We start from the raw sequence: 25,144 nt of genomic DNA, 5'->3' as shown, positions 1-25,144 counted from the left end.
GTGACTATCTATACGATGTGAGGGCCGGCGAAAAAGTTCTATGGATTTTATTCTAACACAATTCCCGCCGCGAAGCGGCCGGAATCCTGCCGGCGGGCGGAGAAGAAGTAGTTATTATTTTTTACCGTGCACAGGTTCGACACTTCGATTCGTGTGGCAGGTACGCCGAACGCCAGGAGCTGCAATGCGTTTGCTTTCCACAAGTCCAGTTTGGCTTTGCCTTCGGGCTGCGGTATCATCAGTCCCTGACCTTTGCCAAAGGCCTGGTCTACGGCTTGTACAACCTCCTCGCCTACTTCGTACGAGTCCTGACAAACAGAAGGCCCGATGCCCGCGATGATGTCTGCGCCTTGGGTGCCATAGACGTGTTGCATTTCGTGCAGGGTCTTTTCCAAAATGCGCGCTACAGTGCCGCGCCAGCCGGAGTGTATGGCACCGATAGCCTGGTTCTTTTTGTCATAGAGTATGATAGGCACACAGTCGGCCGACATGACGGCCAGGCCGATGCCTCGTTTGTTGGTGATGAGCGCATCGGTTTCCAGCAGTTCTTCGACCGGTGTGTCTTCTGCAACCTGTACGATACGCGTTTTGTGCACTTGTGATGGAAAGAACAATCGGTTGCCGACGATGCCGAGGGCGGCGGCGATGCGATAGCGATTCTGTTTGATTTCTTCGCGGTCAGGAGAGCTGGAGTAGCTTAGGGTGAATTCCTTTTCGCCTCCATAAGGTCCACGATCGCTTACAAAATGTTTTACTCCCGCCTCGGTTCCCAGTTGGTCGAATTGCCAAAGGCCGAGGCCGTCGATTTGTACTTTCTTCATGGTGTGCAAATAAACTGGATTTCTTTAGAATTCCAGCAGGCACATAAAGGAAGAGCGCTACACGGATTGGAGCCCCGGCGTAGCGCTCTTTAACGGTGGGTTGCTAACCTCTACGGCACATCGGTAATATCGTAACCGGGATTTTGCACCAGTTTGTTGTTACGGTTCATCTCATCGCGGTGGATGGGGAGGAAATACATTTTGTCCAGCCACAGTCGGTTCTCAATACCGGGATCTATTTCCTGCGGCTCGTATACGTAGTTGTAGTTAGCCGGATCGTAGCGGTATGTCTTCACATCCTTGCCGGGCTTGAGCGTGGCAGTGATATTCATGCGCACCGCCTTCTGTCCAATGGTCTCCGAGGCAATCATCCACCGGCGGGCATCGTGGAAACGTTGTTCTTCATAGGCCATTTCTACGCGGCGCTCATTGCGATATCGTTCTTTCAGCGCCAGGCCGCTTTCGGTGACTTCCGGCATGCCGGCACGGAAGCGGACTTTGCTCAACCAGGTCCTGGCTTCATCTTCTTCACCCAGCTCGATGCAGGCTTCCACATAATTCAAAATAGCTTCTGTGAAGCGTAGCACCGGCCAGGGTATCTGTTGACGGGTGTTCTGGTCTACGACGGCCGGATCGGAATCGATAAACTTGCGCATGTAATAGCCCGTACGTGAGCCGTTCCAATCCTCCACAGAGCTCTGGCGTGTGTCCAGCCCGAAGTAGGTCGTTACCGTACCAGAGGCAGTGGTAATTTGATATTGCCCTGTCTGGATCTCGTTGTAGGGATCTTTGGCGGCGACGTCGGCCGTACGTGGTTTCCAGCCCGCGCCATCGTACAATACGGTAGCATAGAAACGAGGGTCGCGATCTGCATAGGGGGCGCCGGCATGTGCCGGATTGTTCCAGTCAAAGGTAGTGCCGTCGATCATTTCAAAGTCATCCACCAGGTTTTGTATCGGTGTGTTGCCGGCCCAGTTGTGATAGCCGTTCGGTCCATTGTTACGACCTACCCAGGCGCCACCTTCGTCTTTGGCATTGATGAAATAGCGGGCGAAGATCAGCTCGCGCTCGCCGCCATTGCGTGCCAGGGCAGCGTTGCTGTGGTTGGCGGTACCCTGTTCCGGTGTAACGGGTGCGGTAAGCGCCACTTCATAGCCCAGGCCGCCGATGTCGAGTACGGCTTTGGCGGCGTCGCGGGCTTTTTGCCAACGCTCGACACGATTGCCGGAGATATACCCCAGTGCCGCCGGTTGTTTGGCATTTGCAATCACATCAGACTTCGCGGACGCCGTGGGAATATCGTGCAGGTCGCTGGCGGCGTACAACAATACGCGCGACTTGAGCGCTAACGCGGCCGCATAGCTCGCCCGACCGTTGGCCATATTTTTGCCTTGCAGCAGTTCCGCGGCGGCATCGCAGTCAGCGACGATAAAGTTAACGCATTCTTCGTAGGTGTTACGACCCACGGTATAGTCGGCTTCACCCAGCGTGTACGAGCGATCGATCAGCGGTATGCCGCCATAGTAGCGCAGCAGTTGCTGATAGAAATAGGCGCGCATGAAGTGTGCTTCGCCCAGCAGGCGCGAAGCTTCAATGCCCGCGGTGTTCTCGAACTGCGGCGCGGCCAGGTTTTCCAGGGCCAGGTTGCAGGCACGAATGCGCTGGTACATTTGTGTCCAGTTCAGCGTGTTGTTGATCCAGCCATTGTCGGCCGGGTTGGAGCGTGACTCGGTGATGGTATTGATACCACGGCCGGGGTGGGTAAAGATGGACTCGTCGGTAAGCGATGCCAGCATCTGCTCATCAAAGCCGCCATTTCCCAGGCCGTTGTATATATCCGTTACAAATGCCTGGGCCAGGCTGGCATCTTTCCACACGCGTTCGGTCAACACTTCGTTCAACGGTTGCGTGTTCAGGAAATCGTCGTTACACGCCAGCAGACTGATCAGTAAAACGATCATCAGCCCTGTTTTCTTTTGTATGCTTTTCATGGTATACATGTTTTGCGTGATTAAAAAACTACGGTTAGCCCCATGTTGATAATTCTCGCCTGCGGATAGTATTGTCCCAGGCCACCGGTTGATTCGGGGTCAAGCACTTTGAGCTTGTCAATGGTAAACAGGTTGAGTGCGTTGACATAGAACCGCAGGGAGTTGATGCCGGCACGTTGGCCCAGTGTGGACGGTACGGTGTAGCCCAGCTCGATGTTCTTGAGTCGCAGATAGTCTGTGCTACGCAGCCAATAGGTGTTGTCATTGGAGTAGTATTGGTTGCTGCGGTCGGCGATGCGCGGATGTTCGCTACTGGGGTTGTCGATCGTCCAGCGATTGCGGTAGACATCCAGCAGATAGTTGCCAATACTGCCCGACTCGCCGGTGCTGATGTATACCTGCGCGCCGGTGGCACCCTGGAACAAGATCGACAAGTCGAAGTTTCGATACTTGGCGGACATGTTCAGGCCGCCCTGGAAGGTGGGGATGTTGGTCTTCTCGTTACGCACTCTGTCGTCGGGCGTAATGCGACCGTCGCCGTCGTAGTCCTTGTACCTCATGTCGCCGGGGCGCAGGGTGTTGGTGATGGCGCTATAATCCAACTCATTGGCATCGATGTCTGCCTGGGTGGCAAACACACCGTCATAGAGGTAGGCCTGATAGGTATACATCGGTTTGCCGGTGGTGCGTTGCCAGGCGGGCGAGCCGGGGGCTTCGTCCCAGTAGTCGATGCGGTTCTTGGCATAGCCGCCGTTCACACTCACATTGTATTGCAGCTCGCCGGCCTGTCCGTGGTAACCGATTTGCAGCTCCCACCCACGGTTACTGACTTTGCCGATGTTCTCGGCCGGCAGGGTCATGCCGGTGGTCTGCGGCACCGAGGCATTCTTGCGCCACAAGATCTTGCTGCGCTTATTCAGGAAGATGTCCACTTCAAAGCTGATCTTGCCTTGTAAAAATTGTCCTTCCAATCCGAGGTCGTAGTTGTTGGCCACTTCCCACGTCACCAACGGATTGGGCACACGGGCTTCGTAGATTGTGCCTACTTCTTGTCCGCCGATGATGTAGCTGCGGAAGGCATTGGTAGACATGTATTGGTATTCTTGTAATTCTTCCGGATCAATGATGCCGTTACCGTTTAAATCGTAGTAGATCTGGTCATTCCCCAACTGCCCCCACGAGGCACGCAGCTTGAGGTAGTTCATGATGGGCACATTGGTCTTCCAAAACTCTTCTTCCGAGATTTGCCAGCCCGCCATGATGCCGGGGAAAAATCCATAGCGTTTGTTTTCGGGGAACATATATGACCCGTCGTAGCGCCAGAGGAATTCGGCCAGGTATTTTTCCTTGTAGTTATAGGCTACGCGGCCAAAGTAATTTAGACGCGCACGCTCCCAGGCACCACCACCGTTGTTCTTTTCGGGGTTACCACCAGCCACCATTTGGTCCACGGCGGTGGAAATAAAGAAACGGCGGTAGGCGTTAAAGCTATTGTTCTCCACAGTCTCGCGGTTTGTACCGGCCAGCACGGTAAAGGCATGGTCGCCAAAGGTGCGCTCGTAGGTGATGATGCCACCCAGTAGTACGTTGAGCTGGTCTTCGTCGCCCATGGTGAGCCGGGGTTCGGAAGGTCCGCGTTGTCCGCGGGAGAGCTTGGGCGTTACGCCGTCGTCTTCAAAAGTGGTTTTGTCCCAGGTATAGAGGAACCATGGTACCTCCCATTTCTTTGTACGCTTTACATATTTATCGACAGAGGCGGTACCCGTAAATTTCAACCCTTTGATCCAGGGCTGGGTGATCTCTACGCCGCCGTTGGTCTGCACGTAATAGCGTGTGTCGCGGTCGTAGCCGGTTTGGCTGGTGGTGATCACGACGGGATTCTCACCATATTCGATATCGGGGCCCGGCATGCCGTTGGGCCAGAACGCAGGCTCTGTCGGGATGCCGCGCATTTGCATGCGGAAGATGGCAGCGGCAGTGCGCGTAGGATAAAAGCGATTCTCCTGGCGGCCCAGGATGCCCAGCGTTGTCTTGACATATTTGTTGATGTTGGCATCCAGGTTTATGCGCAGGTCGTATTGCTTATAGCCGGTGGCCGCGTTACGGTAGTAAGCATCCTGATTTTGATAGCCCAGGGAGGCCATGTATTTCACGTTGTCTGTACCACCGCTTAGTTGCAGGCTGTGTCGCGACTGCGGCGACCAGTTCTTGAGTGTCGCGTCATACCAGTCGGTATTGGGGTGCCCCCAGGGGTCGGCGCCACTGCGGAAGAGCACGAAGTCTTCCGGTGTATAGGGAGCATCGAGTACGGTGCCGTTGGGACGGGTATAGCTGCCGGTTTCCTTAAAGGCCTGGTTGGCGGCGTTCCACTCTCCCGTGGGCAGGTTAAAGATCTCCAGCTCATTGCGCATCTCGGAAAATTGTACGGCGTCAGCCAGGCGGGGCACCGTGGTGGGTTGTGACCAGCCTTGATTAAAACTATACATCAATTCGGGCTTGCCGGTCTTGCCGCGCTTGGTCGTAATGAGGATAACACCGTTGGCGGCCCGTGATCCATAGATGGCTGCGGAAGCATCTTTCAAGACCGAGATCGATTCGATGTCGGCGGGATTAAGACGTTCGAGACCACCGGAACGGGCAGGTATACCGTCGATTACAATCAGGGCGTCGTTGCTGCCCAGGGTGTTCGAGCCGCGGATGCGAATGCTGGAGCCATCGGCGCCGGGCTCGCCACTGCGGTTAACGGCCACCACGCCGGGCATGCGTCCGGCCAGGGAGTTGGACAGGTTGACCGAGGGCGACTTGACAAGGTCGGCGCCGCGTACCGTAACAACGGAACCTGTAACCGTTTCTTTTTTCTGCTCGCCATAGCCCACGACGACGATCTCTTGCAGGGATTGCACATCCGCCGCCAGGACGACGTCGATCACGGAGCGATCGTTGACGGGAATCTCCTGCGTTTTATAGCCAATAAAGGTAAAAACCAGCACGGCGCCGGCGTCGGCAACAGAAAGCGTATACTTACCGTCGATGTCGGTGGTTGTGCCGGCAGACGTTCCTTTTATCAGCACGTTCACGCCGGGCAGCGCACCCCCGGTGTCGTCGGTTACACGACCGCTGATCTCGGCGGCGGCGACGGTTTTACCGGATATATAGTCATCGGCGGCAAACTCTTCCGTTGGCATTGGCTTGAGCACAATCTGACGGCCAATGACGGTCCAGTCGACACGTTCGCCGAGCAGATCGGTCAGCACTTCCCCCAGGCGGGTGTGTTGTATGCGTACGGACACCAGGCGGTGGGACTCGATGAGCCGGGGGCGATAGGTGAACTTAACATCGGCCTGTTTTTCAATGCGGCCAAGTACGTCGCGCAGTTCTTCACGATCAGCTTCCAGGGTGATTTCGCGATCCAGCACCTCCTGCCCGCGCACGTCGTGCGCATAGGCCGCGAGGACTGTAACCCCTGAAATAAACAGCTGTAGCATAGTAACTCTCATAAAGAACAACAGTACATAGTGAATAGGTGTAGGTTTATTCATACCTTGTTTTGTTTTTGTTGTACAAAGGCAAAAGCTTGGTGCCCCCCGCGATATTCGCAGGGCACGACACCGGCCGGTGATGCTGGTACCATCGCCGGCCTATTTTATTTCTGTTGCTGGAGTAGTGTTTAGTGTATCATAGGCATCCTGGATTTTGGGGGGTTGTTTGGGTTATTATTTTCTTTCTATCAAGGCTACGGGCAGCCTGTGCCCGTAATCACAATGCTGGTATCCTGTACCGTGTAGCTTGCGCCGATGGCTTCACATACAATGTGTATGCGTGCGTGCAGATCTTCATCGGTCAGCGTGGTGGTGAGGGTACAGCCGGTGAGGGCATTTTCATCGTATATAAAATCGACTCCATAACTTTCTTCCAACGCTTGAAATATACTGGTGACGGGTGCCGCTTCGTAGCGCATCGTAGGATTTGCCGACGCGGCTGGAATGATGCGCGGATGCGCCACCAACGCTTTTTTTACGCGATCATTCTGACGATTATATACCGCTTGTTGGTTGGGCGAGAGCACGACAGCGGCTGCATCGTGCGTGGTACCCGGTTTCTGTTTATATACTGCCACCCGACCGGAGGCTACCGCCACGGTTATTTCCGGTGCATTGGCATAGGCCTTTATCGTGAAGCTTGTGCCTAATACGCGTGTGGTTACTTCTTGTGTATAGACTAAAAAAGGACTGAGCGTGTCGCGTTGTACGTCAAAGAAACCTTCACCCGTGAGGGTTACTTCGCGTCGGCTACGGTCGAACGTCTGCGGAAAGCACAACGTGCTGCCGGGATATAGCATCACGCGGCTGCCATCGGTGAGAAGAATCATGCGGGGTGTCTGGCCGCTATTGTATTCGGCGCGCCATCCTGCGGGGAGTGCATCGGCGGTAATGCCGGCCACGCTGGCATCCGGCGTACGGGTAAAATAATACCAGCCTCCCACCGCCAATACGAACAGTGCCAGGCACGCCGCAATCTTGTACAACAGGTGGAAGCGTGGTTGTCGGCCGTCGCGTACACGGGCGCTGAGCTGCGACCATGCTTTGGCCTCGAGTATAATGCGTTGTTCTTCGGGTAGCGCCTGGCGGCCGCTGGTATCGATGGCATCATACCACGCTTGAACCAGCGCCTCCTCTTGCGGTGTACACTGCCCCTGGCAATACCGGGTTAGGATTTCTTTGAAGGCTTCGGGTGTCATGTCGTTAAGACGCACGACCCGCCAAATGCCCTAAACGCGTTGGCAACTTTTTTCAAACGTTGTCATAAAGATATTAAGTGTGCACCCTGACGAACGTTAGAGGCACGCGAGCATGGCCGTCAGAAAAATAAAATCACGGAGACGATACCGAAGTTGCTTGAGTGATTTGGTGAGATGATACTCGATGGCTTTCTCCGAGAGCTGTAACAGTCCTGCGATTTCCGCCACCGAGCGGCCTTCCAGCCGGTTTAGGCGGAACACCACCCTGGATTTTTCAGGTAGGTGACTGACGGCTTCTTCTAATGCTTCGTGCAGATTGTCGTACTCGACCGTATCTTCCGTTTCCGTGCGTTGCCACGGAAAAAATGCTTTGTAATAGTCCCAATATTTTCGCTGCGTGATCTGCTGGCGAATGTGGTCAATGACGCGGTTGCGCACGGACGTCTGTAAATAGTGCCAGAGGTTGGTGACATACAGTGTTGCCCGTTTCTCCCAGAGCGCAAAAAAAATAGCTTGCACAATCTCTTCGGCCTCGGCGTGTGCCTGTACCTTGGTGCGCGCGATATTGTAACAGGGCGTCCAGAAACGCCGGAATATTTCCTCGTATGCCGCTTCGCTACCGTCGCGCAGGGCAGACAACAGTTGTTGCTCTGTATGTAGGCTTAGGTCGGACATTTAAAAGGTACTTTATACAAGTTTAAATAATTTTTAACACAAACGATTTCGGGAAGCCGGAAAAATTGCTTGCCATGCTTTCATTATTTCGATGAATGCAACGTTTTCCCGGCTGGAAACACATCAACATCAGCACAGTACGTGATGGCGACTTTGGTCCCACCGGCCTACTTTTTTTTTAAGCCTTCGTCTTTTGCAGTACCTTCACTGCCAATATCAACCGCTGTTTTCACAGACACGTTCTAACCTTACCAGTACATGCAAACTGAAGTCCCCGTATCCGGAAATTTTAGGAAGATGGCCATACGGGCCATGCTTTCCATCCTACTCTTTCTGGTGGTGTATATTTTTCTCGTGGTGGCCGCGGTGGGCCTTACCTTTCTCTTAGGCTGGGGTGGCATCATGCTGGTCGCCCTGAGACCGTCCGTCCTGACGATAGGCCTGGGACTCGGCATGACAGGCGCAGGGGTTTTGATTTTGATCTTTCTGCTCAAGTTCATTTTTAAACGGCACATCGTAGATCGCTCGCACCTGACGGAGATCCGTCCGGAGCAGCAGCCTCAGCTGTTTGCGTTCATTCGCGAGATCGTGGACGAAGTACACACAAAGTTCCCCAAGAAGGTATACCTCTCGGCGGATGTGAATGCGTCGGTGTTTTATGATTCCGGGTTCTGGAGTATGTTCCTGCCGGTGAAGAAAAACCTGCACATCGGCATCGGGCTGGTCAATACGGTTTCGGTGAATGAGTTCCGGGCGATCCTGGCACACGAGTTTGGGCATTTCTCCCAACGCTCCATGAAGGTAGGCAGCTATGTATACAATGTGAACCAGGTTATCTACAATATGCTGTACGACAACGCATCGTATGACAACCTGGCCAACCGGTGGGGCAACTTAAGCTGGTACTTTTCCATCTTCGTGACGGCCGCCGTAAAGGTGCTGCAAGGCGTTCAGGCGATTTTGCGGAAGGTGTATGACGTCGTCAACCTGAGCTACCTCGGTCTTTCACGCGAGATGGAGTTTCACGCCGACGAAGTAGCGGCGAATGTAGCAGGATCGCGCCCTTTGATGACCTCGCTGCCGCGCCTCGACCTGGCCAACCAGGCGTATGAAACGGTGGTTGGATTTTACCAGGCGCGTAGCCGCAAGGATATCGTTACGGCCAACCTCTATCCGCAGCAGGCATATGTCATGAACTTCCTGGCAGCGGAAAACAATCTTCCGCTGCAAGACGGACTACCGGTAGTGACACAGGAACATACGTCCCGGTATAATAAGTCGAAGTTGGTGATCAAAGACCAGTGGGCTTCGCACCCCGCTACCGAAGACCGCATCCTGGCACTGGAGACGTTGAACATTCCTGTCCGGAAGGACGACCGCGAACCGGCCATGACGCTGTTCATCAACCAGGAGGCCATGCAGGAAGAAATAACCCGCGCGTTGTTTTCCGAGAAGACGGAGGCCGAAAAGCCAGTAGTGGAGCCGTTAGACAAGTTTATACAAACGTTCACGCAGGAGTATCGCGACGATTGTTTCCCAGCGCTATACAACAATTTTTACAATCATCGTACGACGGTGGCGCCTGACCCGGAAAAGATCGCAGCACCTGTCGCCGTAGCGCAAGATGCGCGTGCGATCTTTACCGACGCGGCATCGGATATGGCATATACGGCGCTGGCGCTGGAACGCGATATTGACACGCTTCGTGCGCTGGCGAAGGGCGACCACACGATCAAGACGTTTGATTACGATGGCAGGAAATACAAGCTCTGGGAAATCGCGCCCCTCGTCGGGACACTGGAGGAAAACCTGAATACGTTGAACGCCGCCCTGATCGACGTCGACCATCAGTCACAGGTATATTTCTTTTCGTTGGCGGCCCGGCAGGAAAAGACGGGGGTGCTGAAAAACCTATACGATACGTATATTTCCCTCTACAACAAGTTGGATGACCTCTTTAAGCCGCACCACGAGTTGATGGAAGCCATGGACTTTATGCAGTACGAGCGGCAGCTTGAAGTCATTCTGCAGAAACTGGAGGCCGTTCGGATAATCGAAGCACAGCTTAAGCTGTTTATCAAAGATATGCTGACGGATACAACGTTTCACGACGCGCTGACAAATGAACGCCGGGAGGGCCTGGCGTACTATGAAGCCAACGACCTGGTGTACATCGGAGAGAATGCGTACAACGACGAGGCACTAAAAACGCTTTTCTCCGCCGCGACCTTTTACCAGGAGGTGTTGATCGAGTCGCACTTCTTGCACAAGAAGCGGTTGTTGGTGTACCAGGCGGAGCTGGAGGCATCTGCGCACACGCTGCGGAAAAATACAGCATAATTCATGGTTGGGGCATGGCACGCCCGACGGCTTTTGAACATATTGCATTCCAAACAGGCATCAAACGGCCGTTGGATCATCACTATGGAAAACAGGATACTTGGCATTCATCACATTACGGCCATTGCCGGCCAGGCCAAACGCAACTATGAATTCTATACGCGCGTGCTGGGACTGCGCATGGTCAAGAAGACCGTAAACTTTGACGACCCCGGCACCTATCACTTTTACTTTGGCGATGAAGCCGGTACGCCCGGCACCATTCTGACCTTTTTTCCGTGGGAAGGGATTACAGCCGGCCGTGTGGGCACGGGTATGGCCACGGAGATTGGCTACACCGTACCGGCGACGAGCCTGGAGTTTTGGACCGCGCGTTTTCACGGGCACCATGTAAAAATTACCGGCACCGGTACGCGGTTTGGAGAACCCTTCCTGTCGTTTGAGGACCCTGATGGGCTGCCGCTTACGCTGATCGTTCCCCAACAACCCGATGCCCGTACGCCGTGGCAGACGCCCGAGGTGCAAACAGCAGTAGCGACACGGGGCTTTCACAGTATTACAGTAACCCTGCGCGACATTCAGGGCACAGCCCGTGTATTGACGGATATCTTTGGTTACACTCCTGCTGGTCAGGAAGAGAATCGCTATCGCTATACTACCGATGCCGTTCCACACGGTTCCATCGTGGACCTGCTGGCGGCACCGCAGGCGCCCGGCGCGACCAATGCCGGAGGTACGGTGCATCACGTGGCCTTCCGCGTGCGAAACGAAGAGGTGCTGATGCAGTACCGGGAGAAAGTTGTTCAGCATGGGTTACAGATCACACCGAAGATCGATCGTAACTATTTCTTCTCTCTTTATTTCCGCGAGCCGGGCGGTGTGCTTTTTGAGATTGCCACCGACAACCCGGGCTTTGCTGTCGACGAACCGCTGGCGACGCTGGGTACCAGCCTGAAGCTGCCCGTGCAATACGAGGCCGACCGTGCGCGCATCGAAAAGGTGCTGCCGGCGCTGTCTTGATATATCTGTAATACAGATATATCTTTAACACATGAACGACGTAACGCTAAAATTAAATAATGTCGGCCGGGGGGCTTTTGTGATCGAAGAAAACAACGAGCGCCTGGGCGAGATGGAGATCGGCATTGCCGGTGGAAACCTGGTGGTGTATCACACCGAAGTCTCCGACAAACTGAAAGGGCAGGGTGCCGGCGGCAAGTTGCTAGACGCCATGGTAGCACATGCGCGCCAACACCAGTTGAAAGTGGTGCCGCTTTGCCCCTATGTACTGGCTCAATTTAAACGACACCCAGAACAATATGCCGACGTCTGGAACCACGACTGGCACGGTAAAAAATCCTGAGCCTGCATTATGCATCAGAAAAACATCCAATACGCCGGCCTCCCGCTTGCGGAAGCCAAACGAGCGCTGATCTTGTTACACGGCCGTGGTGGCACCGCCAGCGATATTTTGTCGTTGTCGCCGCTGCTACACGTGCAGGACTTTGCGCTGCTGGCGCCCCAGGCTACACAGCAGACCTGGTACCCCTATTCTTTTCTGGCGCCTCCTGCAGACAACGAGCCGTGGCTTTCGTCTGCACTGAGTCTGATCGGCAGCGTTGTAGAAGACATTACGGCCGCCGGTATCACCGCGGAAAATATATACTTCACCGGATTCTCGCAGGGTGCGTGTCTGACGTTGGAATTTATCACGCGGCATGCGCAACGATGGGGCGGCGTAGCCGCCTTTACCGGCGGGCTGATCGGCGATAAACTTTATCCTGTAAATTATCACGGAGACTTTGGTGGCACGCCTGTGTTTATCGGCACGAGCGATCCCGATCCACACGTGCCGGTAACGCGTGTGCTGGCTTCCGAGGCCACCTTGCGCGAACGACATGCCCATGTCACCGTAAAAGTATATCCCAACATGGGCCACACCATTAGCCGCGACGAGCTGGAGCAAGCCAACACGTTAATCTTTAAAGCATAGGAAAGTTTATCGTTGCAGAATGGCTGTAATACCCTGACCACCTGCCGCACATACCGAGATAAATCCACGTCCACTCCCCTTTTCGTGCAGCAACCTGGCCAACGTGGCAATGACACGTCCGCCCGTAGCCGCGAACGGGTGGCCCGCGGCGAGGCTGCTGCCCGTTACGTTCAGTTTGCTGCGATCGATACTGCCGAGCGGCTCTTGTCCGAACAGGCGGCTTAGCTCAGGGCTCTCCCAAATCTTCAATGTCGTGAGTACTTGCGCGGCAAAGGCTTCGTGTATTTCATAGAAGTCGAAGTCTTGCAGTGTCAGACCGGCCTTGGCCAGCATGCGCGCCGATGCTTGCACGGGCGCCATCAATAGGTTCTGACGATTGTCGAGGTATTCGACCGCGGCCAGCTCGGCATGTGTAAAATACGCCAACACGGGCAGCCCCTGCGCGTTTGCCCACTCCTCGGAAGCCAGCAGGATACAGGAGGCGCCGTCGGTTAACGGCGATGAATTGCCCGCGGTGAGTGTGCCCTGTACTTTGTCGAATGCAGGCTTGAGCTTGGCCAGCTTCTCCAGGCTGCTATCCGTGCGCAGGTTGTTGTCGCGGGTCAACCCGGCATAGGGAGTCATCATGTCGTGGAAGAAACCACGGTCGTATGCACGCGCCATTTTCTGATGGCTTTCCAGGGAGTACTGATCTTGCTCTTCGCGCGAGATGCCATAGTGCCTGGCAGTAATCTCGGTGTGCCCGCCCATGGAGAGGCCTGTGCGCGGCTCGACATTCTGGGGTGCTTCGGGCGACAGGTCTTTTATCCGGATCTTCAGAAACTGACGCAGGCGCTCACCGGTGGTCTTTGCGCGGCGTGCGGCCAGCAGGATACGGCGCAGGTTTTCGCCTACGAGCAGTGGCACGTTGCTGGTGGAATCTACCCCGCCGGCAATGCCTGCATCGATCTGCCCGAGGGCGATCTTGTTGGCAATATATACTGCCGACTCGATGCCGGTATCGCAGGCTTGTTGGATGTCGCAGGCGGGGGTGGCGCGGTCCAGCGACGTCGTCATGACGCACTCGCGCATGAGGTTTATATCGCGGCTGTCTTTTATCACGGCTCCGCCGGCGACTTCGCCCAGGCGCAGGCCTTGCAGCTTGTAGCGGTCGATCAATCCGTTCAGCGCGGCGACCATCATGTCTTTGTTCGTGGCCTGCGTGTAAAATGTATTCTGACGGGCGAAGGGTATACGGTTGTAGCCTACAATGGCGACTTTCCGGGGTTGGGCATTGGCGAGCATAATGATCGTATTATTGCGCGCGTAAGGTACTGAATTAATGGTTGTGGGGAATTGTCTATTTTATCGTTTTCAGTACATCTAATCTCTTGTACGACGCACGCGCGTGGTGGTGCGCGTGGCTTTCACACGTCCGCGTTTGCCCTCTACCGTTGTCGTGCGGCGCGTGGCTTTCACCTGTTTGTTGCCTTTTGTTACCGTAACGCTTTTTCGTTGTGTGGTGCGGTCAGCGCGATAGCGTGTTACGGACGCCTGGTGGCGTGTGGTGACGGTTACCGACGTGGTGCGCACCGGGCGGTAAACCCGGGCAGCATGTACTACGCGGTGGGTATGTACTACTACATAGCGGGGGCGATAGGGTATGCGGTATGTATAGAATGCGTGATAGCGCACCGGACGCCAGGGGCGCCACCACATGGGGCGGCGGTGCCAGGCCCAGGGAGATGCCCAAACGACATAGCCCGGAGCATACATATAGCGTACGGCGGGCCATGCCCATACATTTACCACGACGGTCGTGTGCGTGCGCGGGGCGGCGTCATCGGCTACGCGCGTGGTCTGTTTTTGCGCGCGGGTGTTGTCGGTGGGTTCGACGATGCGCTCTTCGCCGTAGATGTCTTCGTCACCGATGATCTGTAGTACGGCCTGGTCGTTGCCGGTCTTTTCTAATTCGATCACGGCAATGTCCTGGTTCTCGTTTTCCGATACAGCGTCTTGCAGAATCAGGGCGTGTACGTCGCCATCGCGTTTGTCGATAACTTTTATATAGTCGGCTTCACCGTCTTCGTTCAGGTCCAGGTTGTTGACATTGTTTTCCTGGGAGTTCAGCATCTTTTCGAATTCCTCCGGCGAGCCTGCTTTCTGGAACATTTCCAGGGCGCCTTCCAGGCTGAAATTGTCGCCGGGTAAACCGGTTGAATCTTGTGCTGCGGTCTGTGCCTGCAGGGTTCCAGCGCTCCATAGAAGGACTGTTACCAGGCCCAGTACCGTAAAACTGTTCTTGCGTTTCATATTGATCCGTTTAATTACTACTTAGACAGCCGACGGGGCAAAAGGTTTAACGACGTCAGTTCTTTTCGCGCCCTCGGCGACGCTCCTGTATCTGCTTCAGGATCAGCAGTCGAAACTTGCGCTCGACCTCCGGCAGCATCCGCAACTTTTGCGCAGGAATAACGTCCAGCAGCTGCCCGGAATAGTGCCGTTCCAGGTCTACTTCTTTTTGCTTCACCTCCAGGCCCAGGGTCACCAGGTCTTTTTCGTTTTGATCAGCGCTCTTACTGGGGTCGGGATGGCGCCGCGCATAGCGCAGCTCTTTGAGCAGTGCTTTGCGCTTGTCGGTAAACTCACGGTAGATCGGCCAGAACTTCTCGGCCTCCGTAGGCGTCAGCGCGAGCTGGTCGGTGATATAGGCGACGCGGGCAGCCTGTATCCGTTCGCGTACCGTGGGATTGCTTTCTTCCGGCAGGTCGTCATCCTGCGCGTATAACGGGATGGCCAGTATGATCAGCGCGATGGAAATAAACGTTTTCATGTCTTATAAACTATTAAAGTCGTTCAGGTTGTCTTCTAAAGCATCGAGTACATCGTCGTTGAGGTCCAGGTGGTAGACTTCCTGCTCGATGGACTGTACATCGTCCGCATCCAGCAGGTTGGTGTCGAGTAGCTCGTCCGTGGAAAGGGTTTCGGACTCTTCGAGGTAGCGCACGAGTTCTTCGGTAGCAATGCCCGCGAGCATGTCTTGTGCGGAGGTCTGCCGTGTATACCACAGGATGCCGGCTGCCACCAGTACCACTGCCGGTAATGCGTAACGCAAGCTGTACTGCCATACGGGGCGCGTGAACCGGGATTGTTTTGCTACACGCGCCTGAATCACGCCGGGCAGCATGTCAAAGTAGCCGTCGGGGGCGGTAAAGATCTCTTTTTTCGGTATGTCTTCCAGTTTCATACAGGTAGCGTTAGTGGCCGGCGGTGTTTATATCGTTACGAAGGTAGTCTTCTATTTTTTTCACGGCGTGGTGGTAGCTGGCCTTGAGTGCCCCCACGCTGGTTTGAGTAATGTCTGCGATCGTGTCATAGGGCAGGTCTTCAAAGTATTTCATATTGAAGACTATCCGTTGTTTGTCGGGCAGCGTCAGCAAAGCTTTTTGCAAGCGGCGTTGCACGTCGTCGCCGGACAGGCCCGGCTGCTGGTCGAGCTTGCGGCTGAGCTCTTCGGTGACGTCGCCGATGGGCAAAAAGAATTTGCGCTTTTTGCTGCGTAAGAAATTCAGGCATTCGTTGGTGGCGATGCGATACACCCAGGTGTACAACTGGGCGTCTTCCCGAAAGCTGTCGATGTGCTTGTGGATTTTGATAAAGACTTCCTGGGTCAGATCATCCGCATCGTCGTGATCAATGACCATCTTCCGGATATGGCCATACACACGCTGCTGGTATGCCCGTACCAGCAGGTTAAATCCGTAATTCCGGGTCTCGGGGTCCCGGATCTTTGCCAAAAGCTCTTTATCCTCCAAGGAGATCGACGGTGAATTCCCAAGTTAGACAAAAGCCGGGGCGCCGGGTTTAACGCGCGGCGAAAATAAATTCAGGTGTTGCGGGGCAGTGTAATGATAAACGTAGCGCCATGCCCCCAGACACTTTCGAGCTTCACGGAGCCGCTCAGTTTCTCCACGAGGGATTTGACGATGGACAATCCCAGGCCGGTTGAGCTTTCTCCCCCGGTCGGACGCGCCGACAGACGGGTGAATTTGCGAAACACACGCGAGAGGTCTTCAGGATGAAAACCGGGGCCTTCGTCGCGAATGCGGATCGTGACCGCCGCCGGTTGAGATTCGGTATGGACAAAGATGCGCTTGCCCGGTGGCGAAAACTTGATGGCGTTGGTAAGAATGTTGTCGAGTATGCGGTTGAGGCAATGGCTATCCGTCTGCACGACACTGTCGCTGTCGTTGTGGATAACCATGGTGAGCTGTTTCTTTTCCAGCGCACCGGCATAGTGCGCAGCCAATGCACCCACAAATTGACCGAGGTGTAGCGGCGCCAGTGTCAACGCTTCCTGCTGTGCAAATTGATTGATATCCAGCAGGTCGCGAATGAGGCCGTTGCCTTCTGCACAAACCTTTTGCATCATGGTCACCAGCTCCTTCCCATCCGTGTCGAGGGGCTGCCCCAATTCCACCAGCATAGCCAGCCCGGCAATGCGGTTCAACGGGCTTCGTAAATCATGTGCCACTACGCTGATCAGGCCGTCCTTCTCGCGGTGTAGCTCTTCCAGCGCTTCGTTTTTGGTAGCCAGCATTTTGTTTTGCTCTTCCACACGGTCCATCAGCACCTTCAGCTCTTCATACGCTTCCGATATCCGTTCGTGCTGCTCGCTTACTTCCCGCGCATAACGTGATTTTATATACCCCCAGTACAAAATCAGGCCGGTTAACAACACAAAAAATATAATGGATATGATCAGGAGTGTTCTATTGGATGAAAGCTTTAACTCTTCCATCTTTTTTGCTTCACTCAGCAGCGTTATTTCTTTGTCTTTTTTCTCACTCGCATAGAGCTCTTGCATTTGTGCGACCTGTTGGCTTTTGCGTTCATTGAACAGGCTATCGTTTAAGTGCGAATACTTTTTGAACCATTGATAGGCCGACCGGTAGTCACCCCGGGCAGAGTCCAGCCGCGAGCTATACAAATAAACTTTTTCCATCCACGGCATGGCACCCGACCGCTCAGCCGCTGCCCTAACCTCCGTCAAGGGTGCCACGGCACGACGCGGTTGTTGCATGCGTATATACAAGTCCGTCAGGCCAAGCAACGATTTTACCAGCGCCTCGTCGCTGTGTATCTCGCGGGCTATACCAATGGATTCGTTGTAATAGGTTTCGGCATTCAGAAACCACCCCATGTTGCGGTAGGAATCACCCAGGTTGGCCTCTGCGAACGACATGCCGCGTTTATCGCCTATCTGGCCATACCGGGTCAAGGCGCTATCCAAATGTTGATTGGCTTCTTTATATAATTTCATTCCGATGCAGGCCTCGCCAATGTTTAACAAGGCCACCGCTTCCGACTGCGGGTGTTTCATCTCACGCGCTGCGGCGCGATATAACCGGAAGTATCGCAATGCTTCGTCATACTGTGTCGTCGCCATTTTCACCACACCGATATTGTTTACGATGGTGGCATAATAGAGCTTGTCCGGAAACGTCGCGCTGATCTTCATGGCCTGCAGGTAGTGCTCCAACGCCAGCTCATAGCTACCGCGGTTGAAGTAGGTGATGCCGATGCTATTGAGCACACGCACCTGCATGTCTTTATTGGGGCGCTCTTCCAGCACATTCAAGGCTGCACGATATTGCTCCAGCGCTTCTTTGTAGCGCGCCTGATAGTCGTAAGCCTGACCGATGTAGAGATAGGTATCGGCCAGTCGTCCGAGCTCGTGTGCCGCGGTGAAGGCAGCATGTCCTTTGTGAAAATGTGCCAGCGCACTGTCGTAGTCACCCATGCGAAGATAGGCGTGACCCGACGCGACCCAGGCGTTGCCTTCTCCTTTGGGATACTGCAGGGCGCGCGAGATCACGCGCGCTTCGGCGGCGTACGTTAGTGCTTCATCGTGGTGCCCGGCGCGGTATAGTTGTCGCGTCAGTGCGATCAGGATGGTCGCACGCGTAGTGTCTGTCGTGGAGTGTGCTTGTAGTGCTTGTTGCAAACTATCCAATTGCGTTGTAGCAGCGGACTGTGCGGATGCGCCGTACGGCCTACATAAACATGTAGCATAGATCAAAACACATGCTACAGCACGCAGGACAGGCAGAGTAAGAGTAGGCATACTCCTGGCGTATACGTTTTTCCAGGAAAAGGTTTCACGCATGAAATGAATCTCCCGAAAATGCACTTTTTCAATCGCGCCGGCGTGTGCTTAAATAGTTGCCAAAGTCTTCTAATATCTGCGCGACATAGTAGCGCTGCACGTTGTAAATGCCTTCTTTCGCCGTCTCGATTTTTTTCTCCAACACAACCTCACCATTATAGGCCACGGCATAGAAGGCAAACAGGTTTTCTTCAATCCCACATTCCGGGAGGGGCGCCGCATAGCCGGTGATGCCGATGCCCCAGTCGCTCGAAAACATTGTACTGACATGCCGCGCCATCTGGGCCGCTACACGATCGGACACACAATTGCACGCTAGCGCATGAATAGGCTCTACCTGTAGCAGCCGGGCTTTCTGGCCGATGTTGTAGGCAGTCAATCCGCCCTGAAAAAAAAGGCTGGCTCCGTCGGCCAGCGAAATAGCAGCTTGCAGTTGGCCGGCGGTAGCACTTTCGGCGATGGCCAGCGTTTCTTCATGGGTGACCATGTACTGCTTGATGTCGGAGATGTCGGCTAGTTTATGCATGGGCGAGGGGAAAATTCGCCTAAAACCAATGAAAAAATTGTACCCGTGCCTTTGCTGGCATTGTTTTCTAAGCAATCCGAAGTAAAAATTGTCCGTATTCGTAAAAAAGATGGCGGATGGGGAGAAAAGAAGCCGTCTACGCTGTTTACCCTAGGAAAAAATGTAGCTTAAAACGCCCATGTAAGTATAGCTTATGACAAATCAAGATCATTTTCACGCCAAAAAAGAATTGACCGTCGGAGACAAACGGCATTCGTATTACAGTTTGAAAGCCTTGCAGCAGCAAGGACACGCCATCGAGCGCCTGCCTTTTTCGATTCGTGTGTTGCTGGAAAATGCAGTGCGGAATTACGACGGCTATGTTACCACCCAGGAGCACATCGAAACGATCCTGGGCTGGTCGCCCCAACCCGAAGACAAAGAGATACCGTTCATGCCTGCCCGCGTGCTGATGCAGGACTTCACCGGTGTGCCGGCCATTGTAGACATCGCTTCCCTGCGTGACGAGATGGCCCGAAAAGGGAAGGATATTACCCGGATCAATCCGCTCATACCGGTAGACCTGGTGATCGATCACTCCGTGCTTGTCGATTATTACGGCACCAACGATGCCTACCGCCTGAATGTGGAAAAAGAATATGAGCGCAACAGCGAGCGCTACCGGTTCCTGAAATGGGCGCAAACTGCCGTGGACAATTTTTCCGTCGTACCGCCGGGTATGGGCATCTGCCACCAGGTGAACCTGGAATATTTCTCCACCTGCGTCGTGCAGCGCGACGGCTTCGTCTTTCCAGACTCCTGCATCGGCACCGACTCGCACACACCCATGGTCAACGGCCTGGGTATTGTAGCGTACGGCGTAGGCGGCATTGAAGCAGAAGCCGCCATGCTCGGCCAACCTCAATTCTTTTCCCTGCCCGAAGTGATCGGGCTCAAGCTTACCGGCAAGCTGCCCGTAGGGGCTACCGCTACGGACCTGGTGCTGACGATTACCGAGCTGTTGCGCAGAACGAAGGTGGTGGGCAAGTTTGTCGAAGTCTTTGGCGATGGGCTCAACACACTTTCTGTTCCGGACCGCGCTACCATCGGCAACATGTCGCCGGAATTTGGTTGTACGGTAACATACTTCCCCATCGACGAAAAGACGTTGGACTACCTGGAGAAAACCAACCGCCCCGCAGAGGTTATCGAGCTTACGCGAAAGTATACACAAGAGAATTTACTGTGGCGTGAAAATGAAGACGCCATTACGTACAGCCAGGTCGTGACGCTGGACCTTTCTACAGTGGAGCCGACGATATCAGGTCCGAGCCGCCCGCAAGACAAAATTCTGCTCCGCCAGACAAAGCAGACCGTAACGGAGTATATCGAAAAAACGTACAGCCGACGGTATATCACCTTTGTGGACCGTCCGCTGAATCGCTGGAGCGGCGAGGGTGGCAATGTGGACCCCTCACAAGTAAAGACAATCACCCCGGATAGTCATCCGGATATCCGTACCGTGGAAGTGACGCACGATAACCAAACTTTCCACCTGAGCGATGGCGCCATTGTTATTGCTGCCATTACCAGTTGTACCAACACCTCCAACCCCGACGTGATGATCGGTGCCGGGTTGCTGGCCGAGAAAGCACTGGCCAGGGGCCTTCGCGTGAAGCCCTGGGTGAAAACCAGTCTTGCGCCCGGCTCAAAGGTTGTAACCGATTATTTGCGTGAAGCCGGCTTGCTGGTGAAGCTCGAGCAAATGAAATTCAACGTGGTGGGGTATGGTTGCACATCGTGTATCGGAAACTCCGGCCCGCTGCCCGACCCGATTGCCGCCGCCATGCAAGACCACGATTTAATCCTGGGTGCCGCGTTGTCCAGTAACCGTAACTTCGAAGCGCGTATTCACCCGCAGGTAAAGATGAACTTCCTCATGTCACCGCTGCTGGTGGTCGCATACGCCATTGCCGGTCGCATCGACATCGATATGACGCAGGAGCCGCTGGCCTATAACGATCGTAACGAGCCGGTATACCTTAAAGATATCTGGCCGTCGGACGAAGAGATTCACAGCACAGTCGCCCGCGTAGTGAAGAAAGATTCGTATAAGAAGAATTACGCCGAGATCTTCGATGGCAACGAGCAATGGCAGAAATTGTCAGCGCCGCAGACAAAAGCCTATAAATGGGATCCCACCTCCACCTATGTGAAGGAAGCGCCCTTCTTCGTCAACCTGCCCGAAACGGCCGAACCGATTAAACCGATTGTAAAAGGTCAGGCACTCCTCGTGCTGGGCGACTCGATCACAACCGACCACATCTCGCCGGCGGGTAGCTTCAATGAAAAGTCACCGGCGGGACAATACCTGGTGAGTCGCGGCATACCGAAAGATCAGTTTAACTCATACGGTTCGCGTCGTGGGAACGACGAAGTCATGATCCGCGGAACGTTCGCTAACGTGCGGATCAAAAACCAGCTGGCGACGAAAGAGGGTGGTTTCACACAGCACATTCCCTCCGGGGAGGAAATGACCGTGTACGATGCTGCCATGAAGTATAAAGAGACCAATACACCACTGCTGGTGCTGGCGGGTAAAGAGTATGGTAGTGGTTCGTCGCGTGATTGGGCCGCGAAAGGTACATTCCTGCTGGGCATCCGCGCGGTGATTGCTGAAAGCTATGAGCGTATTCACCGCAGCAACCTGGTGGGCATGGGCGTGTTGCCGTTACAATTTCTGGAAGGGGAAAGTTATAAACAGCTTGGCCTGACCGGACGCGAGACATTTGATATACCTGAGCTGACCGATGCAATCAAACCGGGACAACAACTGACGATCACCGCAACAGCGGAGGATGGCAGCCGCAAACAATTTAAGGTGCGGTGCCGGTTGGATAGCAAAATCGAAATTGATTATTACCGCAACAAAGGTATTCTGCAGTATATGTTGCGGCAGTTTTTGACAACAAATTGATGTCCGAATTTGTGAACAATCTGCACCACTCCTGTTTGATGGTCGCGGTTTTTCCTCAGCGGCTTTGCCGGGCGAGCAAAAGGACGCAGGAAACGGGATGGCACAGTATTTACACTACAGGAAGTAGTTAGTCTTGACAGGAGTGGTACAGAACCCTGTATCTGAGAACAGATCCTGAAACTTGATCCGGGTAATGCCGGCGAAAGGAGACGAGATTAACCTTAAAAAGAGGCTGCTTTACAACATAAAGCAGCCTCTTTCCTTACTAATTATTCGATCTTAAACTTCCGATGGTTATGAAACCGATCAGCATTTCTAAAAGCGATAAAATCACCTTTCGTGATTTTAATGAAGGCAATTCTGTACAAGTGCGTGTCTCGGTGCCCGAGAACGAGGTGAAGACTTATGTCAAAGGGACTTCCGTCAAGATTACACACGAGGGCCAGGAGGCTGCCGCACGCATTGTGTCGGACCCGCTTATTGTGAGTGGTACTACCGGACCGGGGGAGCGACTGATTTCGTTGATTGTGGAGAAGGCCTAGTTACTGCACGCCCACGCGAAGAGCCACGAGCCCATGTATACCTTGCAACTCTTCAATCTCCAGCTCTTCCAGATCATTCTTCAACAGTCCCTCCTGCTGCAGGTCCTGGATGTAGTGTCTATAGCGCTCCGCCACGAAGTTGTTGCGGTAGAAAACAATGGCAATCTTGCCCGGCTGTGTTAATCGTTGCCGGGTGTCTTTGACATTTGCTTTGTCGATTCGCTTTTTGATGATCTGATAGCGAATATTATAGGTGCCCTCCACATCAAAGCGACGTTCGTCGTTGCGGAAGTTGATGTCGATCGTAGCGGGATGAACAAAGATGAGCTGTGTGGTCTGCAAAGGCACTTCCATGTGCGGCATGAGTCGGCGCGTAATGCGGGATATGGATGCCATGAACCGAAGCTGTCGCTGTTGAAAAGTGTCGACGTGGGCCAGCTCAAAGGGAATGGTCGGCGCGATGGACTGTCCCACGTAAACATCGTACTCTATGCCGTCGGTCCGGAATTTCTCAAAGTAGTTCGGATATAGTTTACTTAAATCGCGGCGGAATAATTCCAGGTGCTCGCTGATGGCGGTATTAATGCGTTGCATCGACCCCTCCAGCATACGCCGGTGCTGGAATACGGCGCCCGTCCGTTCATTGTTGGCATCCAGGAATGTTTTGATCAGCGCTTGCAGGGTAGGCTGCGCGTCGTGCAGGGTGCGTAGTGATGGCAACACCTCCTCTTCGATAAAATTCTTCAGCGCCGTCTCGTCGATGTGAATGGATTGATCCTCCACCCGGCCACGCCAGATGTTCGATTTGAGGATCAGCTCGTCTATGCCCGGCTGGTCTATCTGTGTGTCAATTTCGTCGAGGGTATGTAGTAAGAGCTTCACTTGAAAAATCAAGTCGGCGCGCAACGCCGCGTTACGTTCGATGGTCGAGTTACGAATATCGATTGCTCCGTAGAGCGGATATACATCTTCGAACGATACCGTGGGAACGGTATGGCGACGGGCTCCAAAGAACGTGTCGTTACGATACTGCCATATTGCCTCGCGGAATTTCCACTCGACGGATGGTTGTAGCGGCGTAAAGACATCTTTAATGGTGTGATCCATGTACGCGTTAAAGTCGAGAATGCTCTTTTGCAACAGTTGCGCCAGCAGGGGAAGCACGTTTTCCAGTTGGTTCAGGTTTGATTCCTGCAGTACACCGGCGCGGTCGCTGTACGCTTCCAGTATACCCACCAGCGTGTTGTTATGAAAGACCGGGATCAACGCGAGCGACTGCATACCCGTTTGTAAAAATAGCTGGTCGAACCACGAGATGTTCTCTTTTGCATCCGTGGCATGAAAGACCAACGACTTGGGCTTGGCGCGGTAACCGTTCATGTAGTCCAGGAAAACCGACTGAGGGATGGATAACTTACTGGCCGTGTTCGCCAGAATACTAAAGGGGTCGTTTTCGTATGGCGACAGCAGGTGACCGTTTAGCTCGACCATGGGCAGCATACCGAACTGGACGGCGCTGTTGCCGACCAGCGACTTGAGCAACGTCAACACCTGGCGATAGATGCCCACGGTCTCCGCGGGGTCATGCTCCAACATAGTGTTACGGATGTTTTCCAGTATCTTCTCCTTGGTAACATCCTCTACGGTCAGGATCGCAAACCCTTCAAAGTGAAAGGCGTCTATGGGCAGCTTCTCCTGCAGGTATCCGGTTAGTGCGCAGTCCAGCGCGTTCGCCAGTTTGCCGGCGTCGAGGTTGGGTAGCGGCTGTAGCTGTTGTACTTCTACGTACCGCATATCCGACCGTACGGCCAGGTACTTCAGCAAGCCGGTATCTTCATCTATGTAAGAATATGTCAGGTCTTCGTGAGGAAGGATCGGCAGGTTAAACGCCTTGCGCAGGATAAACGAGTAGACAAATTCATAGTGCCACTTGTCAATCTTCTCGTCTTCCGAAAATTTCAGCGAGTCGGGTATTCGGGCGTGTACGCGTTTGTCGATGAGGTTGTAAAACGCGTCGGTGCCGTAAAAAATGGCCGGCCACAGCGGCGCTCCGAGTCCCCACAGCTTGGCTTCGGTTTCGCCGGCAGTTGGCTCGACGGCAGCATGAATCAGGTCGAACAGTGCATTATATTCGGCCACACGATCGAGATCAATCGGTTGCAGCCACTCGGGATGCGCATCAAACTGCGAAAGGAAGATTTCCAGCTGCTGCTTACGAATACCTCTTTCCGAGGCATGTTGATGCCGAAGATGTGAATAGAAGTTCCGGAAGGAAAGCGTAGTCTTACCGGCTAGGGTATATTTCGTCAGGCGCTGGTTAACCAGCTGAAGATCAGAGCGCATGCTGGCACGTTTCGTATAAAAAGGGCTGTGTGCGTTACCACAACCGAACGCATGCGTTTTTTGTTCTGTTT

At 54.0% G+C, this 25,144-nt stretch carries 19 protein-coding genes and 1 riboswitch; of the genes, 6 read left to right on the top strand and 13 right to left on the bottom strand.

Annotated features, from left to right (window positions below):
• Window positions 1-47: 47 nt before the first annotated feature.
• The 5 genes from pgeF to K7P01_RS16015 all read right to left on the bottom strand — a co-directional run bounded on the left by pgeF (window position 48) and on the right by K7P01_RS16015 (window position 8,225).
• Window positions 48-821, bottom strand: a complete 774-nt coding sequence (pgeF, locus tag K7P01_RS16035; protein WP_267294765.1) for a peptidoglycan editing factor PgeF — start codon at window positions 819-821, stop codon at window positions 48-50.
• Between the two features lie 110 nt (window positions 822-931).
• Window positions 932-2,812 carry a RagB/SusD family nutrient uptake outer membrane protein gene (locus K7P01_RS16030; RefSeq protein WP_267294763.1) on the bottom strand — a complete coding sequence of 627 codons (1,881 nt, stop codon included), beginning with the start codon at window positions 2,810-2,812 and terminating at the stop codon, window positions 932-934.
• Window positions 2,813-2,832: 20 nt separating this feature from the next.
• Entirely contained in the window at window positions 2,833-5,997 is a 3,165-nt protein-coding gene (locus tag K7P01_RS16025; protein ID WP_397311113.1) for a SusC/RagA family TonB-linked outer membrane protein, read from the bottom strand.
• A 548-nt stretch (window positions 5,998-6,545) separates the two neighbouring features.
• Window positions 6,546-7,550 (bottom strand): FecR family protein, encoded by a 1,005-nt coding sequence (locus tag K7P01_RS16020; protein WP_267294759.1) that lies wholly within the window; start codon window positions 7,548-7,550, stop codon window positions 6,546-6,548.
• 96 nt (window positions 7,551-7,646) lie between these two features.
• On the bottom strand, window positions 7,647-8,225 hold the full coding sequence (locus tag K7P01_RS16015; RefSeq protein WP_267294757.1) for an RNA polymerase sigma factor: 579 nt from the start codon (window positions 8,223-8,225) through the stop codon (window positions 7,647-7,649).
• A gap of 258 nt (window positions 8,226-8,483) precedes the next feature.
• On the opposite strand from K7P01_RS16015, the gene K7P01_RS16010 reads away from it, so the two are divergent.
• From K7P01_RS16010 to K7P01_RS15995, 4 genes are all read left to right on the top strand, one after another.
• A complete protein-coding gene (locus K7P01_RS16010; protein WP_267294755.1) occupies window positions 8,484-10,565 on the top strand; it encodes a M48 family metallopeptidase in 2,082 nt (693 codons plus the stop codon).
• A gap of 84 nt (window positions 10,566-10,649) precedes the next feature.
• The gene (locus K7P01_RS16005) at window positions 10,650-11,585 is read left to right on the top strand and encodes a ring-cleaving dioxygenase (protein ID WP_267294753.1); all 936 of its coding nucleotides are present in this window, start codon (window positions 10,650-10,652) and stop codon (window positions 11,583-11,585) included.
• A 31-nt stretch (window positions 11,586-11,616) separates the two neighbouring features.
• Window positions 11,617-11,928, top strand: coding sequence for a GNAT family N-acetyltransferase (locus tag K7P01_RS16000; RefSeq protein WP_267294751.1), 312 nt, complete (start codon window positions 11,617-11,619; stop codon window positions 11,926-11,928).
• A 9-nt stretch (window positions 11,929-11,937) separates the two neighbouring features.
• The gene (locus K7P01_RS15995; RefSeq protein WP_267294749.1) at window positions 11,938-12,558 is read left to right on the top strand and encodes an alpha/beta hydrolase; all 621 of its coding nucleotides are present in this window, start codon (window positions 11,938-11,940) and stop codon (window positions 12,556-12,558) included.
• A 6-nt stretch (window positions 12,559-12,564) separates the two neighbouring features.
• Here K7P01_RS15995 and K7P01_RS15990 read toward each other — a convergent pair whose 3' ends face one another.
• The 7 genes from K7P01_RS15990 to K7P01_RS15960 all read right to left on the bottom strand — a co-directional run bounded on the left by K7P01_RS15990 (window position 12,565) and on the right by K7P01_RS15960 (window position 19,232).
• A complete protein-coding gene (locus K7P01_RS15990; protein ID WP_267294747.1) occupies window positions 12,565-13,842 on the bottom strand; it encodes an acetyl-CoA C-acetyltransferase in 1,278 nt (425 codons plus the stop codon).
• 78 nt (window positions 13,843-13,920) lie between these two features.
• Complete coding sequence (locus tag K7P01_RS15985; protein WP_267294745.1) at window positions 13,921-14,850, bottom strand: hypothetical protein; 930 nt, start codon at window positions 14,848-14,850, stop codon at window positions 13,921-13,923.
• 55 nt (window positions 14,851-14,905) lie between these two features.
• Window positions 14,906-15,370 carry a hypothetical protein gene (locus K7P01_RS15980; protein ID WP_267294743.1) on the bottom strand — a complete coding sequence of 155 codons (465 nt, stop codon included), beginning with the start codon at window positions 15,368-15,370 and terminating at the stop codon, window positions 14,906-14,908.
• Window positions 15,371-15,373: 3 nt separating this feature from the next.
• A complete protein-coding gene (locus K7P01_RS15975; protein ID WP_267294741.1) occupies window positions 15,374-15,784 on the bottom strand; it encodes a hypothetical protein in 411 nt (136 codons plus the stop codon).
• A 10-nt stretch (window positions 15,785-15,794) separates the two neighbouring features.
• Window positions 15,795-16,352: an RNA polymerase sigma factor gene (locus K7P01_RS15970; RefSeq protein WP_267294739.1), complete on the bottom strand. Its 558-nt coding sequence runs from the start codon at window positions 16,350-16,352 to the stop codon at window positions 15,795-15,797.
• A gap of 71 nt (window positions 16,353-16,423) precedes the next feature.
• Window positions 16,424-18,544 (bottom strand): tetratricopeptide repeat-containing sensor histidine kinase, encoded by a 2,121-nt coding sequence (locus K7P01_RS15965; protein WP_267294736.1) that lies wholly within the window; start codon window positions 18,542-18,544, stop codon window positions 16,424-16,426.
• 190 nt (window positions 18,545-18,734) lie between these two features.
• Window positions 18,735-19,232 carry a CinA family protein gene (locus tag K7P01_RS15960; RefSeq protein ID WP_267294734.1) on the bottom strand — a complete coding sequence of 166 codons (498 nt, stop codon included), beginning with the start codon at window positions 19,230-19,232 and terminating at the stop codon, window positions 18,735-18,737.
• Window positions 19,233-19,425: 193 nt separating this feature from the next.
• On the opposite strand from K7P01_RS15960, the gene acnA reads away from it, so the two are divergent.
• Window positions 19,426-22,188: an aconitate hydratase AcnA gene (gene acnA / locus K7P01_RS15955; protein WP_267294732.1), complete on the top strand. Its 2,763-nt coding sequence runs from the start codon at window positions 19,426-19,428 to the stop codon at window positions 22,186-22,188.
• Between the two features lie 128 nt (window positions 22,189-22,316).
• Window positions 22,317-22,413, top strand: a riboswitch (TPP riboswitch).
• 71 nt (window positions 22,414-22,484) lie between these two features.
• A complete protein-coding gene (locus K7P01_RS15950) occupies window positions 22,485-22,730 on the top strand; it encodes a hypothetical protein (RefSeq protein ID WP_267294730.1) in 246 nt (81 codons plus the stop codon).
• Here K7P01_RS15950 and K7P01_RS15945 read toward each other — a convergent pair whose 3' ends face one another.
• Window positions 22,731-25,073: a GAF domain-containing protein gene (locus K7P01_RS15945; RefSeq protein WP_267294728.1), complete on the bottom strand. Its 2,343-nt coding sequence runs from the start codon at window positions 25,071-25,073 to the stop codon at window positions 22,731-22,733. It abuts the gene before it with no gap.
• Between the last annotated feature and the right edge of the window lie 71 nt (window positions 25,074-25,144).

The organism is Parachryseolinea silvisoli, from assembly GCF_021190955.1.
GTDB lineage: Bacteria > Bacteroidota > Bacteroidia > Cytophagales > Cyclobacteriaceae > Ohtaekwangia > Ohtaekwangia silvisoli.
The sequence above is the reverse complement of the archived record's forward strand: the minus strand, read 5'-3'. Positions and strand labels throughout refer to the sequence as shown.